This window comes from Alteromonas sp. 4NS20-0143 (genome assembly GCF_057542855.1).
This window is the reverse complement of sequence record NZ_BAAJLR010000008.1, coordinates 44,889-59,667: the sequence shown is the minus strand read 5'-3', so window position 1 is coordinate 59,667 and position 14,779 is coordinate 44,889. Positions and strand designations below refer to the sequence as shown.

The 14,779-nt window shown below is 45.9% G+C and carries 11 protein-coding genes; 6 read left to right on the top strand and 5 right to left on the bottom strand.

Features of this window, described 5'->3' with window-relative positions:
- Positions 1 to 249 precede the first annotated feature (249 nt).
- Entirely contained in the window at positions 250 to 1,656 is a 1,407-nt protein-coding gene (locus AC27HD_RS15330) for a M20/M25/M40 family metallo-hydrolase (RefSeq protein WP_487106905.1), read from the top strand.
- A gap of 177 nt (positions 1,657 to 1,833) precedes the next feature.
- On the opposite strand, the gene AC27HD_RS15325 is transcribed toward AC27HD_RS15330, so the two are convergent.
- Complete coding sequence (locus tag AC27HD_RS15325; protein WP_349378306.1) at positions 1,834 to 3,378, bottom strand: hydroxymethylglutaryl-CoA reductase; 1,545 nt, start codon at positions 3,376 to 3,378, stop codon at positions 1,834 to 1,836.
- A 524-nt stretch (positions 3,379 to 3,902) separates the two neighbouring features.
- Between AC27HD_RS15325 and AC27HD_RS15320 the strand changes: the two genes are divergently transcribed.
- The 5 genes from AC27HD_RS15320 (at position 3,903) to AC27HD_RS15300 (ending at position 9,188) form a co-directional block, all read left to right on the top strand.
- Positions 3,903 to 5,156, top strand: a complete 1,254-nt coding sequence (locus AC27HD_RS15320; protein WP_487106903.1) for an HlyD family secretion protein — start codon at positions 3,903 to 3,905, stop codon at positions 5,154 to 5,156.
- The gene (locus AC27HD_RS15315) at positions 5,153 to 7,462 is read left to right on the top strand and encodes a peptidase domain-containing ABC transporter (RefSeq protein ID WP_487106901.1); all 2,310 of its coding nucleotides are present in this window, start codon (positions 5,153 to 5,155) and stop codon (positions 7,460 to 7,462) included. The genes AC27HD_RS15320 and AC27HD_RS15315 overlap by 4 nt, the downstream gene beginning before the upstream one ends.
- Positions 7,449 to 7,760 carry a helix-turn-helix domain-containing protein gene (locus tag AC27HD_RS15310; protein ID WP_032094940.1) on the top strand — a complete coding sequence of 104 codons (312 nt, stop codon included), beginning with the start codon at positions 7,449 to 7,451 and terminating at the stop codon, positions 7,758 to 7,760. The genes AC27HD_RS15315 and AC27HD_RS15310 overlap by 14 nt, the downstream gene beginning before the upstream one ends.
- A gap of 46 nt (positions 7,761 to 7,806) precedes the next feature.
- A complete protein-coding gene (locus AC27HD_RS15305; RefSeq protein ID WP_032094941.1) occupies positions 7,807 to 8,001 on the top strand; it encodes a hypothetical protein in 195 nt (64 codons plus the stop codon).
- 230 nt (positions 8,002 to 8,231) lie between these two features.
- Positions 8,232 to 9,188, top strand: coding sequence for an ATP-grasp domain-containing protein (locus tag AC27HD_RS15300; protein WP_487106898.1), 957 nt, complete (start codon positions 8,232 to 8,234; stop codon positions 9,186 to 9,188).
- Positions 9,189 to 9,334: 146 nt separating this feature from the next.
- Here the strand turns inward: AC27HD_RS15300 and hslU are convergent, their stop codons facing one another.
- From hslU to priA, 4 genes are all read right to left on the bottom strand, one after another.
- Positions 9,335 to 10,663: an ATP-dependent protease ATPase subunit HslU gene (gene hslU, locus AC27HD_RS15295; RefSeq protein WP_032094942.1), complete on the bottom strand. Its 1,329-nt coding sequence runs from the start codon at positions 10,661 to 10,663 to the stop codon at positions 9,335 to 9,337.
- Positions 10,664 to 10,805: 142 nt separating this feature from the next.
- Positions 10,806 to 11,330, bottom strand: coding sequence for an ATP-dependent protease subunit HslV (hslV, locus tag AC27HD_RS15290; RefSeq protein ID WP_032094943.1), 525 nt, complete (start codon positions 11,328 to 11,330; stop codon positions 10,806 to 10,808).
- A 145-nt stretch (positions 11,331 to 11,475) separates the two neighbouring features.
- Positions 11,476 to 12,078, bottom strand: coding sequence for an SPOR domain-containing protein (locus tag AC27HD_RS15285; protein ID WP_032094944.1), 603 nt, complete (start codon positions 12,076 to 12,078; stop codon positions 11,476 to 11,478).
- 128 nt (positions 12,079 to 12,206) lie between these two features.
- Entirely contained in the window at positions 12,207 to 14,399 is a 2,193-nt protein-coding gene (gene priA, locus AC27HD_RS15280) for a primosomal protein N' (RefSeq protein WP_487106895.1), read from the bottom strand.
- Positions 14,400 to 14,779 lie beyond the last annotated feature (380 nt).

The window sequence follows — 14,779 nt, the reverse complement described above, 5'->3', positions numbered from 1 at the left end:
AAATCAGCATATTTTCTCTAGGTTAGGAAGCAAGCCCTCTTCATCCACGTTAAAGAAAATTGCTTATGCCAAGCTAATGCCTTACTTTTAAACCACTCGTTTGCCATTTAAAGGTAATGTATGCGCGGCCTTAAATACTCCTTACTATTGGTTTTTTTGTTATTCACTTTGCCATCAATCGCTGATAGTTCTCGGCTGAAAAATCTCAGTGAAATCAAAAATTACACTCAAGAAAACCAACAACAAATATTGCAAGATTTTACGTCTCTTTTAACCCTTCCCAATGTGAGTGCTAACACACAGGACATGCTGGTTAACGCCAAGTGGATAACCAACTATATTGCGCAAAGAGGGTTTACCTCTGAAGTCGTATCGGCTGGTCGTGCACCTTATATTTTGGCAGAAAAAAGCGTGCCGGGAGCGACCAAGACTATCCTAATTTACGCCCATTTTGATGGACAGCCAGTGGAGCCGGCTAACTGGGCAACACCGCCTTTTACACCTACGTTGATTGATAAGCCCATCGAGCGTGGTGGTAAACCCGTTGATTGGGACGGCAAATCGCCACTAAACCCAGAATGGCGACTGGCGGCTCGCTCAGCTGGCGATGACAAAGCCCCTGTCATTGCGCTAATGGCAGCACTAGACGCTATGGAAGCCCACAACGTAGCGCCTAGCGTAAATATAAAACTTATTTTAGACGGTGAAGAAGAAGTGGGTAGTCCAACATTAGAGGCTATTTTACAAGAACATGGAGACAAGATAACTGCCGACCTCATGCTATTTTGCGACGGTCCAATGCACCCAAGCAGAAATAAGCAGTTAGTATTTGGTATGCGCGGCAGCATGACCGTGGATATCACCACTTATGGTGCATTAAGCCCACTGCATAGCGGCCATTACGGTAATTTCTCTCCAAACCCTACCGATGGATTAATGCGCCTGCTCACCTCAATGACCGACGAACAGGGCACTATTTTAATCGATGGCTATAACGATGAAGTGCGTCCTATCAGTGAAGTGGAGCGACAGGCAATCGCCAACATTCCTGCAGTGGATGAGCAGCTTAAATACGACTTAGCCATTGCTGAAAGCTTGGGTAAAACAGTACGAGTAGAGGAAGGCGTGCTTAATCCAGCCATTATCGTTAAAGGACTGCAAGCCGGTGGCGTAGGTAATCAGGCGCGCAATATAATACAGTCAGAAGCCACGGCATCTATTAACATGCGATTAGCTGCAGACCAAACGCCAGCATTCTTGCGCAAGAAAATGGAAGCACACATCAAAAATCAGGGTTACACCATTGTGCATGAACCGCCTAGCGTTACATTACGCCGGGAAAACAATAAGGTGGTGATGTTAGATTGGCGCGCTGGTGCCTACCCTGCCTTTCGCTCAAAAATAGATAGTCCACAAGCAAAAAAATTAGCAGCTATCATGAATAGTATGGACGAACAGCCAACAATCCTAACGCCAACTCTCGGCGGCAGTTTACCCATATATTTATTTGAGCAGGCGCTTGATATGCCCATTATTATTCTGCCCATCGCTAACCATGATAATAACCAGCATGGTCGCAATGAAAACCTTCGGTTGCAGAATTTGTGGGATGCGGTAGCGATGTATGCCGCCATTTTATCGGAATATGATCGCTAAGCGGGTTTGATCTGGGCAGTATTCGCTGAGCAAGTAAATACTAAAACGTGAGTAAGGGTGAAGAGAATCGCGTTTGTTAAACGCGACTCTCTCATCTAATGAGTAAGCGGGCTTTAAGCATGCCTAAATAGTGCTTTAAAGCATGCCACAACCGCACGTTTTCTATAAGGACTGTAGTTATCTATTACGTCCATACTGCTCGTGAGAAGACACCCAGTCAGACGAGCTTATGGCTGAGGCCAACGATATCTCTCCAGCCAGTACTACCGATGCAATGATTTCAGCGAATTTATACACGCGGTCGCGGCCATAGCAATCAAGCAGCTCTAAACACTCTCTTTGGGTACCAATACCGGTACCGCCCCCATAGGTAGCCACGATTAACGACGGTATGGTAATAGAGACATACAAGTCTCCTTCCTCGGTTAATTCTGAGTACATAATTGCCGCTGATGACTCGGACACGTTTGCCACGTCTTGCCCCGTGGCGATGAACATTGCAGTGATACCGTTTGGTGAATGCAGGCCAGTATTGTTTACGCCAGATAAGAATGAGCCTACACCCGCCACTCGTCCATGATAATCAATTTGTTTAGGGTCAACCCGCATCACCTCTAGCAAATGCTCACGCTTAATGGTGGCCTCTGCAGTTACGCGCTTACCGCGGGTACGCATAATATTAATTTGTGACGCTTTTTTATCGGTAGCGAAATTCGATTCCAAATAGAAATTCTCAATACCTTCATAGTGGTCCAGTATCCACCCGCAGGCAGCAAATGTGGCTCTACCCACCATGTTTTGGCCGGCTGCATCGCCCGTACGGTAGTTAAAGCGAAGGAAGGCAAATTTATTAGACAGAAAGTGGTCGATATAAGTCAGCTTAGCAATACTGGACGTGGCCTCAGCTTCTTCACGTATTTTTTCAATATTTTCCTGTACCCATTTCACAAAGTCTCTTGCACCTCGGGCATTTTCAAATATAAACACAGGCGCCCGCTGCATGGCATCGTCAACAACGGTAGCAGTTACGCCGCCGCTCATGTTTAACAACTTCATACCTCGATTATACGATGCCACCAAGGTACCTTCTGTGGTTGCTAAAGGCACAACAAACTCACCTTTTGCGTGCTCGCCATTTATTTTTACAGGGCCTGCAATACCAATTGGCACCTGAGCTACGCCAATAAAGTGTTCGATGTTGCCTTTCAAATCATTGGGGTCGATAGAATACTTCCCTACATGATTGACCTTATTACCGGTGGCGCTTTCAAAGTATTGCTGACGAGTTTTAATAATAGACTCGCCATAATCGTCTAAATCATCTCGCGGTATATGTGCACTGCGTTGCCCAGCTAACGTAATATTGTCCTCTACCTCAAACTTCAACTTTCCAAACGGAGATGCAGAAAAGCAGATCCCAAGCTTTCGCTTTTCCGGGCACGCGTCTTTTTCGATATCTAAATGTAGCGTGATGGTTTGTCTAAGCGCGAAGGGCCTACCGTCAGATTGATTAAGTTCAGCTGCAGGTAAAAACGTATCGTGAGTAAGTTGAAGTGAAATTTTATCTTCTGGAATTTTCTCTCCATCCAAAGAAACCCAATGCAGCTTTTCAATGGTTGCGTCTTTTAATCTGTTTTTAAGCGAGAACGATAACCCCGTGCTTGTTTTTGAGAGGCTGGCGCGTGTGTAGAGTTGTTTTAATAATATGCTGGGCACAAACATGAGACTTCCTTATTAGCGTATACGTTTTCTATTTCTTATTTATTTCATTGGCATTTGTTTTCTATTTTTTCTTTTTCATCTTATTAGGACACTTTCTAAGCCACTGCTTAGGTTACTGCAGATCCCTGATGTTTTTATAGCACATTCTTTATACAGATCTATGACTACTTGTTATTTAATGTAGGTCAATCTTTGCTGCTTTTTACAAATTTTCTTATCTATTTTTGCGCCTCGTTTTTCAAAAATGAGCCAAACACCCGTTTTTATTGACCTTCATAGTCCTGGGCTTTCGCCAAATTACACACCACTAATCAATCACCTAAAGTTTATGTGTCGTCGCAACAACGATGACTAGAAGGTATCTGGCAGCAATAAGGGAGGCGTCATGGAATGGGATGCCAGGGATAAACCGTCTGCAAGGAAGAGACAGCCAGATACCTTTTTTACCAAGGCATATTCGGTTAGCTAATCACACGGAATAGGCCCTGTTTGATACACCTCAGCGTAGGGAAAAAGGAGCAGTAATGAGAAAGGGATTATTCCGAAAGGAAGCAATTGCTCATCAATCGACGGCCATTACCGGTCGTTTATTGATGACACCAAAACCAGCTTTCATGGTTATTGCCGCAGTATTAGTCATTTGGTTAATGGTGGTTATTGTTTTTCTGATGCAAAGCAGCTACGCCAGAAAGGCCTCTGTCCAGGGGTGGTTAGAGCCCCATGGTGGTGTATACAAACTCTACGCCGACCCACGCGGAGGACAGGTAGCAGATATTTTCGTTAAAGAAGGCCAGTATGTTGAGCGCGGTGCACCGCTTTTAAGGGTGAGTTACAGCAATAAAAATGCGTTCGGGTCTCCGGTGAGCGAAAGGCTTCTAAGGGAATTAGAAGAAAAGCGAAAAAGAACACAAGAAATTATCGAGCGCTTACACACCCTTCATAGCAATGCCTTGCATAAGCTCGATGTGTCAATTACCCATGCAAAAAAAGAGCAAGTAGAACTTAGGGACATCACGAGAATAACACGCTCACAGTACGACGTTACGCTGACTCATTTTGAGAACACTCAATCCCTTTATCACGATGGGCACGTTAGTCACATTGCTTATCAAGAACAAAACTTAAGAAAGCTCGCCAGCGAAGAGCAGCTAAAGCGTGCCCTTCAAAACCAAAATACTGCGAACAACAAGATTTCATCGCTGACTCAGGAGCGAGCATCTCTGCCCATGCAGCAGAAAAATGAACTAGCGAATTATCAAAATGCGCTCAGCGATTTGAATCAACAGATAGTGGCTCATCACAACACTAATGAAGAAACTATTTATGCGCCTCAAGGAGGGATTGTATCGGGCCTGCATATCAAATCCGGCTACGATATAAAAAGTAATAATTTATTGCTCACTTTAGTGCCTAAATCTTCTTCCATGCAGGCCCATATGTTAATTCCCGTTCACTCAGCTGGATTTATCGACGAAGGACAAGCACTCAACATTCGTTACGATGCGTTTCCCTATCAAAAGTTTGGTATGCAGTCGGGTCATATTCTTCGTATCTCGAAAACCTTAATCTTACCTGGCGAATTAAACGACGCCCCGGTCATTGCAAACGAGCCTGCTTATTTGGTGACTGCCGAGCTTATTAACGAAACGCTTGTGGCCTATGGTGAACATATTCAATTAAAAGCAGGAATGACATTTTCTGCCGATATTGAGCTAAGTCAGCGCACGCTCATAGAGTGGTTGTTAGAGCCGCTTTATAGCCTTTCAGGGAGGCTATGAGCATGTTCACGCAAGCAAGGACACCACTCAATATCTCGTTTTTCCAAAAAACCAGAGTACCGCTTATTTTGCAAAGTGAAGCGGCAGAATGTGGGTTGGCCTGCATGAATATGATTGCACAGTTTTACGGTGACAAGCGAGACCTCAACCATCTTCGTCAATCCATGTCAGTATCGATGCGCGGGTGCACACTACTTGATGTAATGAGTATTGGTCAACATGTTGGCCTGCAGTGCCGTGCGCTAAAAATCGAAATAGACCATTTGCGCCAGTTAACTTGCCCCGCCATTTTGCACTGGGAGATGAAACATTTCGTTGTGTTAACCCACGTTGATAATAACAGAGTCACTATCAACGACCCCGCACAGGGAAAGCGTACTTTGACGCTCAGCGAGGCCTCTAAGTCAATAACGGGCATAGCCCTTGAAGTCTCTCCTACTGACAGCTTTGCGCCAGTGAGTACCGCGCCTACGCTCACACTCAAAGACTTTTTCGTCAACGCTATTGGTTTCAAGCGCAATCTCGTTACGCTTATTGCGCTGTCCATTTTACTGCAGCTTTTTGTACTGGCCAGTCCGTACTACATGCAAACGGTAGTAGACGATGTGCTTGTTTACAGTAATGATGCGCTTCTTAATGCGCTAGCCCTTGGCTTTGCCTTGTTGCTACTTATTGAGATATTCACTTATGTATTGCGCAAACTACTCGTATTATCTGTGTCTATGCGCTTGCAGCTACAGCTCTCCGCTTCCGTATTTAAACACCTCCTCTCACTGCCTTTAGACTATTTTGCCAAACGCCATGTGGGAGATGTTGTCTCTCGATTTAGCTCACTAGGACAGATAAGAGAATTTCTAACTACTGGGGTTGTTACCGCTCTGCTCGATGGTTTATTAGCCGTTATCACACTGGTGGTGATGGCGGTGTATTCCATACAGCTCACCGCGTTAGTTGTTGGAGTAATGGCGCTGTATGTGGCCTGTCGCCTCGCCGTGCTTTCGTTTATGAAACGGTTAACAACAGAAAGAATTGGCTTAGCGGCAACGGAGCAAAGTCATTTCATTGAAAGTATGCGCGGTATCCTACCCATTCGGGTATATAACCAAGAAGTGCAGCGCCACAGTCATTGGCAAAATAAGCTTGTCGCCACGTTAAATAAAGATATTAGTCTGGGCAAGCTGAACATTGGCAATGATGCAGTGAACAAAACCATGTTTGGCCTTGAGAATCTTGCGGTTATTTATGCCGGCGCTCTGCTTGTGTTAGACAGCACCATGAGCATTGGAATGCTATTGGCTTTTATTGCCTACAAAGTTCGCTTTACCAGCGCCGTAGATGGCGTCATCAATAGCATTATTGAATTTAAGATGCTGAGCGTTCACTTTACTCGCTTGGGCGATATTGTGCTGACCAAACCAGCCCCTCACTCCCTTGGGGCTTCAGCAGAGCTTTATCCTCAGAGCCACCAACCTCAAAAACGTGAAGCACTCGATAACCCCAAAGCCAGTGGTATAAAAGCCAGCGGTATAGAAACAGCGCAGGCTGAAACATCGAGATGCGCGAGCATTTCTTTAGACAGTCCGACTAGCACAAAGAGTCACAGCACGGCGCTACTGGCGAAAAAACTGAGTTTTCAGTACAGCGAAGCAAGTGAGCCTGTTTTCAAACACATCAATTTAGCGGTGCACCGCGGCGACATTATTGCCATTACCGGAGACAGTGGCAGCGGAAAAAGCACGCTTATCAAATGCCTTATGGGGCTATACGCACCCTCTGGAGGTAGTGTTAGCCACCAGCATCACAATACGCAGCATGCAAAGTGCAAGATAGCCTCTGTGTTACAAGAGGACACCCTTTTAAATGGCAGCATTGCCGATAACATCAGCTGCTTTTCAGAAACGCCCTGTTTAGAGCAGGTTATTCACGCCGCTCAGCTAGCCTGTATTCACGATGAAATAGCGTCGATGCCTATGCAATATCACTCATTGGTGGGAGATATGGGGAGTAGCTTAAGCGGCGGACAAAAACAGCGCCTATTGCTAGCTCGAGCCCTTTACCAATGCCCAGACATTTTATTTTTAGATGAAGCAAGTAGCCATCTCGATATGGCAAACGAGGAAAGCATTAATCGCCATCTTAGCGCGCTGAATATCACTCGTATTATGGTTGCACATCGCCCTCAATCTATCGCCATTGCAGATACCGTTTACCGATTAACACATACCGGTTTACAGCTTTTACCACCCTCAACTGAAGAAACAAAGCCTATAGAAAACCCCATGGAGAACACCGATGAAAATACATGAAGTAAGAGAAAGCAACGTCCTAATGACCGAATCTGAGCGAATGCAGGTTGAGGCCCAGGGCATTACGTCAAGCGGCACACTTATCCCTATAAAATGTTTGTCAAAACGAGAGCTTCAGGTTGTTCACAAAATAATGGGGGGGTGCTCGAACAAACTGATTGCAGATCAGCTGTTTATCAGTGAGCGGACGGTGAAATTTCACTGCGCCAATATTTATAAAAAGCTCAATATCACCAGTCGGACTGCACTTATCGCTGGCTGCTTCAGAACTCTTTACCGCGAAGTTGTCTCGCACTAGCGCGACGACCTCATTTTAAACCACGCTAATACAAGGAGCGTAACCAATGAAAGACCAACAACAAGCCGTAACACTAGCAGAAGAGCAACTATTTGTTGTATCAGGCGGCCGGACATATCAAGGTGAAGGTGTAAAACCACCCACCTTTAGTTTACCCAGTCTGCCGATTTATAAGGAGCCGGTTTATATCACCATGGCTATTGGTGAAGGCGGCGGCACCTTACCGGATATACTTGCCTAACCCTACGTAATATCTGCCTAACTGCGTTCAAGTTGTTGTAAGCGCAGCTAGGCAGCAACCAATGCGCTGAATTATGCAGCCATTTGCTACACTTGATTGCTGCAGTTAAATGTTTCACTTAAATGCCGCTCTTTAATGCATGAGTTTACGCAGGTATCGACGCGAAAAAGGGCGTGATGCACGTGATATTTTTCAGCGCTTTTACATTTTTCATGCAAAAAGGAAATCGCATGTACATTGGACTTATTGGCGACGAGAACGACCCGCAGCTCATTCATTTGGCGAATGCGCTTACCCAACAAAACACACCCTATTTCATTGCTAATACTGCCTATTTTGGCAGCCAATGGACCATTAGTTTTGACCCCGATTGCAACGAAGGCTATCTGCATTTTGCACCCCCTCAGCTTATGCCCAAACAAAGGGTGATGTTTTCAGAGATAAAGGCGGTGTACTGGCACCAGTACATTCCTACAAAGACCATGACAGCGGACCCGAGTTCTTCCTCAGCACCTAAAAATCTGCAACAAACAGCTGCACAAGCCATGTGGATTGAACAAGAGTTGTCGAGCACACTTTTATGCTGGTTTACCTACCATGGCACCAGATGGGTAAACTCTATAGACGCCGTTCGCTCGCATCAATGCAAACCCATGCAGTTGAGTATTGCGTCGCAGCAAGGAGCCAATATCCCCTACTCTTTCGTGGGCAACGCGCCTGAGGCTGCTGCGCAGTTTTGCAGTAATTTGCAGGAGGTCGTTTACAAACCGGTGCGAGGCGGCAAAGTAGCTCAGTTTGTCAATAAAACAGAACATCTTCGGCCGTTACTGACAACCTTGCTATCGCAGCGCCCGGTTACTTTTCAAAAATATATCAGCGGTACGAATATTCGAAGCTACGTATTAGGTAATGAAGTGGTAAGTGTGCGTATCGACTCAGATGAGTTAGATTACAGAAACGACGATGGTGCAACGCCGGTAATTACAGTGATACCCCAACACATCAAACGCTTAGCGGTAAGAATATGCAAAGCACTTGGCATGTACTGGTGCGCTATTGATTGGCGCAAGACCAACAAAGACACTTACTTTTTCTTAGAAGCGAACCCAAGCCCTTTTTACCTAAAAGTAGAGCGTGACACTGGCTTAGACATCACAGGTAGACTGTTAAATTTGTTAACTATGTAGATTGCTGACATTGCAGTAGCCTATACCCGTGCGCAGGCATGTGTTTAGTCTGTAATAGTCAAAGACCCAATAAAAAAACCCAGCTGCTAGCAGCTGGGTTTTTTGTTAAATTTCTCGTTAGGCCTATTGGCAAGCCTATGCTTTAATTACAAAATAAAGCGTGAAAGATCTTCGTTATCTACCAATGTTTCTAGGTGGCTATTAACGTAATCGGCATCAATCACAAATGATTCGCCGCTTTTCTCCGATGCATCATAGGAGATATCTTCCATTAAACGCTCTAGCACGGTATGAAGACGACGAGCGCCTATGTTCTCGGTGCGTTCATTGACCTGCCACGCCGCTTCTGCAATACGCTGAATACCTGAATCGTCGAAGGTTACAGTTACCCCCTCAGTTTTCATTAATGCAATATACTGCTGAGTAAGCGACGCACTTGGCTCGGTAAGAATCCGTTTGAAGTCACCCACTTTCAGTGCCGATAATTCAACGCGAATGGGCAAACGGCCTTGAAGCTCAGGAATAAGATCCGAGGGCTTACTCATTTGGAATGCACCAGAGGTAATAAACAAGATGTGGTCCGTTTTTACCATACCGTGCTTGGTTGATACCGTGGAGCCTTCAACGAGAGGCAGCAAGTCGCGCTGTACACCTTCTCGCGACACGTCGCCAGAATTATTGCCTTCGCGCTTACAAATTTTGTCAATTTCATCAACGAACACAATACCGTGCTGCTCTACCGACTCAATGGCTTTTTCCTTTAAGTCTTCTTGATTAACTAAGCGCGCCGCCTCTTCTTCAATCAGCAATTTAAACGCGTCTTTAATTTTCAGCTTTTTCTTTTTCTTTTGCGAACCAGACAGGTTTTGGAACATACCTTGAAGCTGGTTTGTCATTTCTTCCATACCAGGAGGCGCCATTATCTCTACACCTACCTGTGGAAGCGCAACGTCAATTTCTATCTCTTTGTCATCTAGCTCACCCTGACGAAGCTTTTTACGAAATGCCTGACGTGTGCCGCGGTCTTCTACTTCTTCCTTGTTACCCCATGCGTCTTCTGGCGGTGGTAACAACGCATCGAGAATGCGATCTTCAGCGGCTTCTTCAGCGCGGAATTTCACTTTCTTCATTTCGTTTTCTTTCGTCATCTTCACGGCAATATCGGCAAGGTCGCGAATAATGGTTTCGACTTCCTTACCCACATAACCCACTTCGGTGAACTTTGTCGCCTCTACCTTAATAAAAGGTGCGTTGGCAAGTTTGGCCAGACGGCGAGCGATTTCGGTTTTACCCACGCCCGTTGGCCCAATCATAAGAATATTTTTAGGTGTCACTTCTTGACGCAGCTCAGGCTCTAGCTGCATTCTGCGCCAGCGGTTGCGAAGCGCAATAGATACAGCACGCTTGGCATCTTGTTGACCGATAATATGACGATCTAGCTCGTGGACAATTTCTCTTGGTGTCATTTCAGACATGAATAAACCCTTTTATAAAACATGCTCGGTCTGCGCGCTATGAAAACACCGACGTATCGGTTCGCGCAGTTAAAAAGTAGCAACAGCTTCGTTACTGCCAGTCTAGTGCACTACTATGCTGATAAATTAGTACGCTATTAACTTAGTAGTCTAGAACATCTACCGTTTGGCTATGGTTAGTGAATACGCAAATATCGCCCGCAATGGTCAATGACTTTTCAGCGATGTCTTTAGCACTTAATTCGGTATTTTCTAACATCGCCGTTGCCGCAGCTTGGGCGAAGTTGCCACCAGAGCCTATCGCAATAAGATCGTTTTCTGGCTGAACGACGTCGCCGTTACCAGTGATAATAAACGATGCGGTCTCATCGGCCACGGCGAGCAGTGCTTCAAGCTTTCGAAGCGCCCTGTCGGTTCGCCAATCTTTGGCCAGCTCAACGGCCGCCTTTGTTAAATGGCCCTGATGCGCCTCTAACTTAGATTCAAAACGTTCAAACAGGGTAAATGCATCGGCGGTACCACCAGCGAACCCAGCTAATATTTTGTCGTGATACAAGCGGCGCACTTTACGAGCATTGCCTTTCATCACAGTATTTCCTAGTGATACCTGACCATCACCGGCCATTACCACTTGATTTCCACGTCGTACAGATACAATCGTTGTCACGTTAATTCCCCGTTTTGGCTGGGAGTTGATGCCGCTTAGATAGAACCTGAGCGGCAGCAACTTATCAATTCTATAAACCTTAAGTGGGGGGACGGTTTATAATTTCAAGGGGCTGGAGGGTTTGTACGCTTACCTGATTTATCTATTATAAGTTCCAATACCAAATCTGACAGGTGGCAATGTTGACTTTGCGAAGGCTGTGCTTCGCTTTTTCTGCATCTCGTTTAGACTCAAACGGACCTAAAATAACGCGGAACCAGTCTCCGTTACTTCCCGTACTTTGACGGATGAGCGCCTCTAAACCTTGAAATGCGATTTTCGCTTTCATTTCTTCCGCTTGGGCACGGGTTCTAAACGACGCGCACTGCATAAGATAGCGCTTATCGGACTTTTCTTGAGCCTGCACATCCACCTCTACCTCATAGCCAGGCAGGGTTTTAATGTACTCCCATTCTTCTTCGGGTAATTTGGGTAAGGCTTCTTCTGTTGGTGCGACAGGACGGGCAGCTTGGGTATCCACATCATCTTCAACGTTATCTTTAATTGACCATAAAAACACACCAAAGCCGAGGACAAGGGCAATAATTATCGCAATCCTAAAAACCGGAAGCGTATGTAAGCTTGGCGCACTCGACTGTCGGCTGCTCGCATGGCTATTGGCACGACTATTGGCATTGCCTGGCGCTTTCTTGGGCGTTTTTTTATTTTTTTGTGAGCGTCCACGGGAGACGTAATCGCGTTGAGCCATAGTTGGCAATATTCCTACATGTTGTCGCTAAAACACCAAATTTGGCATTTAATGCTATGTACTTTGATGATATGTACTGTGATGATATGTACTGTAATGCGAATTTTAACGTATTGCTCGCTAACAAGCTAACTGAAATCTGTTGGGTCAATATCCACCGACCATCGCACTTTTGTCGCCTGAGGCAGTGCCTGCAAAAACGGCAGTGACTGGCGTAATACGCTATGAAGTGGAGCCCGCTTGTTGTGGCTGCATATCAACATAAACCGAAAGCGCCCCTGTCGTTTTTCTATTAACGATGGAAAAGGGCCACTCATTTCTATGTCATTGTTGCTCGCCGCAAACACACTGCGGCTTCCACTTAAAAAGGCAAACGCCAACGCACTGTCAGCAGCTTCACAGCGCACCACAAATTGACTGATATAAGGAGGTAGCCCTGCCGCCTTTCGCTCCATTAATGCATGGCGGGCAAAATGGCCATAGCCGTTATTCACTAAATCTTGTAACAGCGGATGGTGGGGGTTGTGAGTTTGTAACCACATTTCGCCGGGCTTGCTGGCTCTTCCTGCACGCCCTGCAAGCTGAGTGACTAGCTGTGCTAACTTTTCAGGCGCTCTAAAATCGGCGCTAAACAAGGCACCATCGCAATCAAGCACGGCCACAAGCGTAACGTGAGGAAAGTGATGCCCTTTCGACAATATCTGAGTGCCAACAAGTAATTGATACTCCTGGCGATTAATGGCATCTAAGGTTTGATGAAGTTTATCCTTTCCTCGCACCGTATCGCTATCAATACGCACCTGCTTAACATCTGGAAACAAAGAGGCTAGCCCGTCTTCCACTTGCTCTGTGCCGGTACCTGCGGTAACGAGGGACGCGCTGTGACAAGCTTCACATTGCCTTGGCATTGCCCTGGTGCCGGCGCAGTGGTGACACTGCAACCGATTTTGCGACTTATGCACGGTGTAAGGTCTGTCACATCGCTTGCAGGTTACCGTTTCACCACAGTGGTGGCACAATAACGCAGGCGCATATCCGCGACGATTCACAAATACCAGCACTTGGTTTCCCGCATTAATATGCTGGCGCATGATGGTTAACAGCGCTTGTGATATACCGTAATGCAGAGGTTGATCTCGCGCATCTAGAAGATGCTGGTGGGTATTCTGTGCACCACCTGCTCGGCGGGTAAGGTGTAAATGGGCGTACCGCCCACCTAAAGCGTTATTAAGGCTTTCTAAAGCGGGGGTTGCACTACCTAACAGTAAAGGAATACTGTGTTGTTTCGCTCTCATCGCCGCCAAGTCGCGGGCGTGATAGCGAAGCCCATCTTGCTGCTTAAACGACTCATCATGCTCTTCATCTACAATGATCATCCCTGGGTTAGCAAGAGGAGTAAAAATTGCTGAACGGGTTCCAATAACGATGCCTAACTCACCAGATTTTGCCCGCTGCCATACCCGCAGCCGAGCTTTATCAGAAAGCTGGGAGTGCAATACCCCAACATCGATACTGAAACGCTTCTCAAAGCGAGACACGGTTTGTGGAGTCAATCCAATTTCGGGGACAAGTATAAGTATTTGTTTACCGGCTTGTAATAAAGGCTCGATGGCCTGTAAGTAGACCTCGGTTTTTCCGCTTCCCGTCACGCCTTCAAGCAAACTGACGGCAAATTTACCCTGCTGCTGATTAAGCGCTGCAATGGCAACAGACTGCTCGGTATCGGGAATGGGCTTTTCATCAATGGTTATGGTCGATAGCCATTCTTGCTCTCGCACTTCAGGCACTACATCAACCACTTCGGCAAGTGACTTATCTATAAGGGATTTAACCGCTGGCGCACCAAATAACTTTCGACTTTGCTGCGCTGACAAACTGGATTTTTGTAGCGCCTCAAAAAATGCTTTTTGTTTTGGTGCCCGTGTTAGTTCATCAGATGAAGTGTGTTCCCCCGTTTCAGTCAGCCGTATTCTTTCTTCTGGCAATACTTGCGCTGTTTCACCCTTTCTCAATAAAACAGGAAGCATGGTGTGAAGCACTTCACCGGGTGCATGATGATAATATTGCCACAGCCACTGTGCCATTTTCAAAAGCACTGCATCTATGACGGGAGCTTCATCAAGTACCGTCTCTATGGCCTTTAACTTATCGGCATTCTCTATCTCAGGAGCGTCTTTGTTTGGCTCGTCAACAACAATACCCACCAGCTTTCTTGGGCCAAAGGGCACGCGCACTCTCACGCCTGCGGCTAAATCGCAATGATAAGTATAAGTAAACAACTGTCGCAGAGGCACTGGCACCGCAACACAAATATAAGCCATGGTAGAACGCACCTCTAAAGCTACTGTCTTCGTTGTTTATTAGGCCCGATAGCTAACCGTTAATATGACGAGCTTATACGACGAGCTAATATAACGAGCACAGTTAACAAGAATGAATACTCACGATTAGCGTGAGAGTTAAGATATGGGATATTTAAACACAGATTTCATCGCTGCCATAAAACCATCTCAAATAGTTTTAGATTACCTTACTAACCCTATTTTTTGACCCTATTTTTTGCTTTGGTTACACAATACCAGTCCGCATAGATAATTACCCACTCAGCGAGATTTAAAATGTTCGTAATCGCGGCGTGTTACCGCAGGTGCAGTGGCTCTATATCAAGGTGACACAACAAAGAGTACGGATATTTTAAACT

Excerpts from the sequence above, each read along its gene's own strand:
- AC27HD_RS15285 (WP_032094944.1), bottom strand. The coding sequence starts at position 12,078 with ATGGCTCAACGCGATTACGTCTCCCGTGGACGCTCACAAAAAAATAAA.
- AC27HD_RS15320 (WP_487106903.1), top strand. The coding sequence starts at position 3,903 with ATGAGAAAGGGATTATTCCGAAAGGAAGCAATTGCTCATCAATCGACG.
- AC27HD_RS15300 (WP_487106898.1), top strand. The coding sequence starts at position 8,232 with ATGTACATTGGACTTATTGGCGACGAGAACGACCCGCAGCTCATTCAT.
- AC27HD_RS15325 (WP_349378306.1), bottom strand. The coding sequence starts at position 3,378 with ATGTTTGTGCCCAGCATATTATTAAAACAACTCTACACACGCGCCAGC.
- priA (WP_487106895.1), bottom strand. The coding sequence starts at position 14,399 with ATGGCTTATATTTGTGTTGCGGTGCCAGTGCCTCTGCGACAGTTGTTT.
- hslU (WP_032094942.1), bottom strand. The coding sequence starts at position 10,663 with ATGTCTGAAATGACACCAAGAGAAATTGTCCACGAGCTAGATCGTCAT.
- AC27HD_RS15310 (WP_032094940.1), top strand. The coding sequence starts at position 7,449 with ATGAAAATACATGAAGTAAGAGAAAGCAACGTCCTAATGACCGAATCT.
- AC27HD_RS15305 (WP_032094941.1), top strand. The coding sequence starts at position 7,807 with ATGAAAGACCAACAACAAGCCGTAACACTAGCAGAAGAGCAACTATTT.
- AC27HD_RS15315 (WP_487106901.1), top strand. The coding sequence starts at position 5,153 with ATGAGCATGTTCACGCAAGCAAGGACACCACTCAATATCTCGTTTTTC.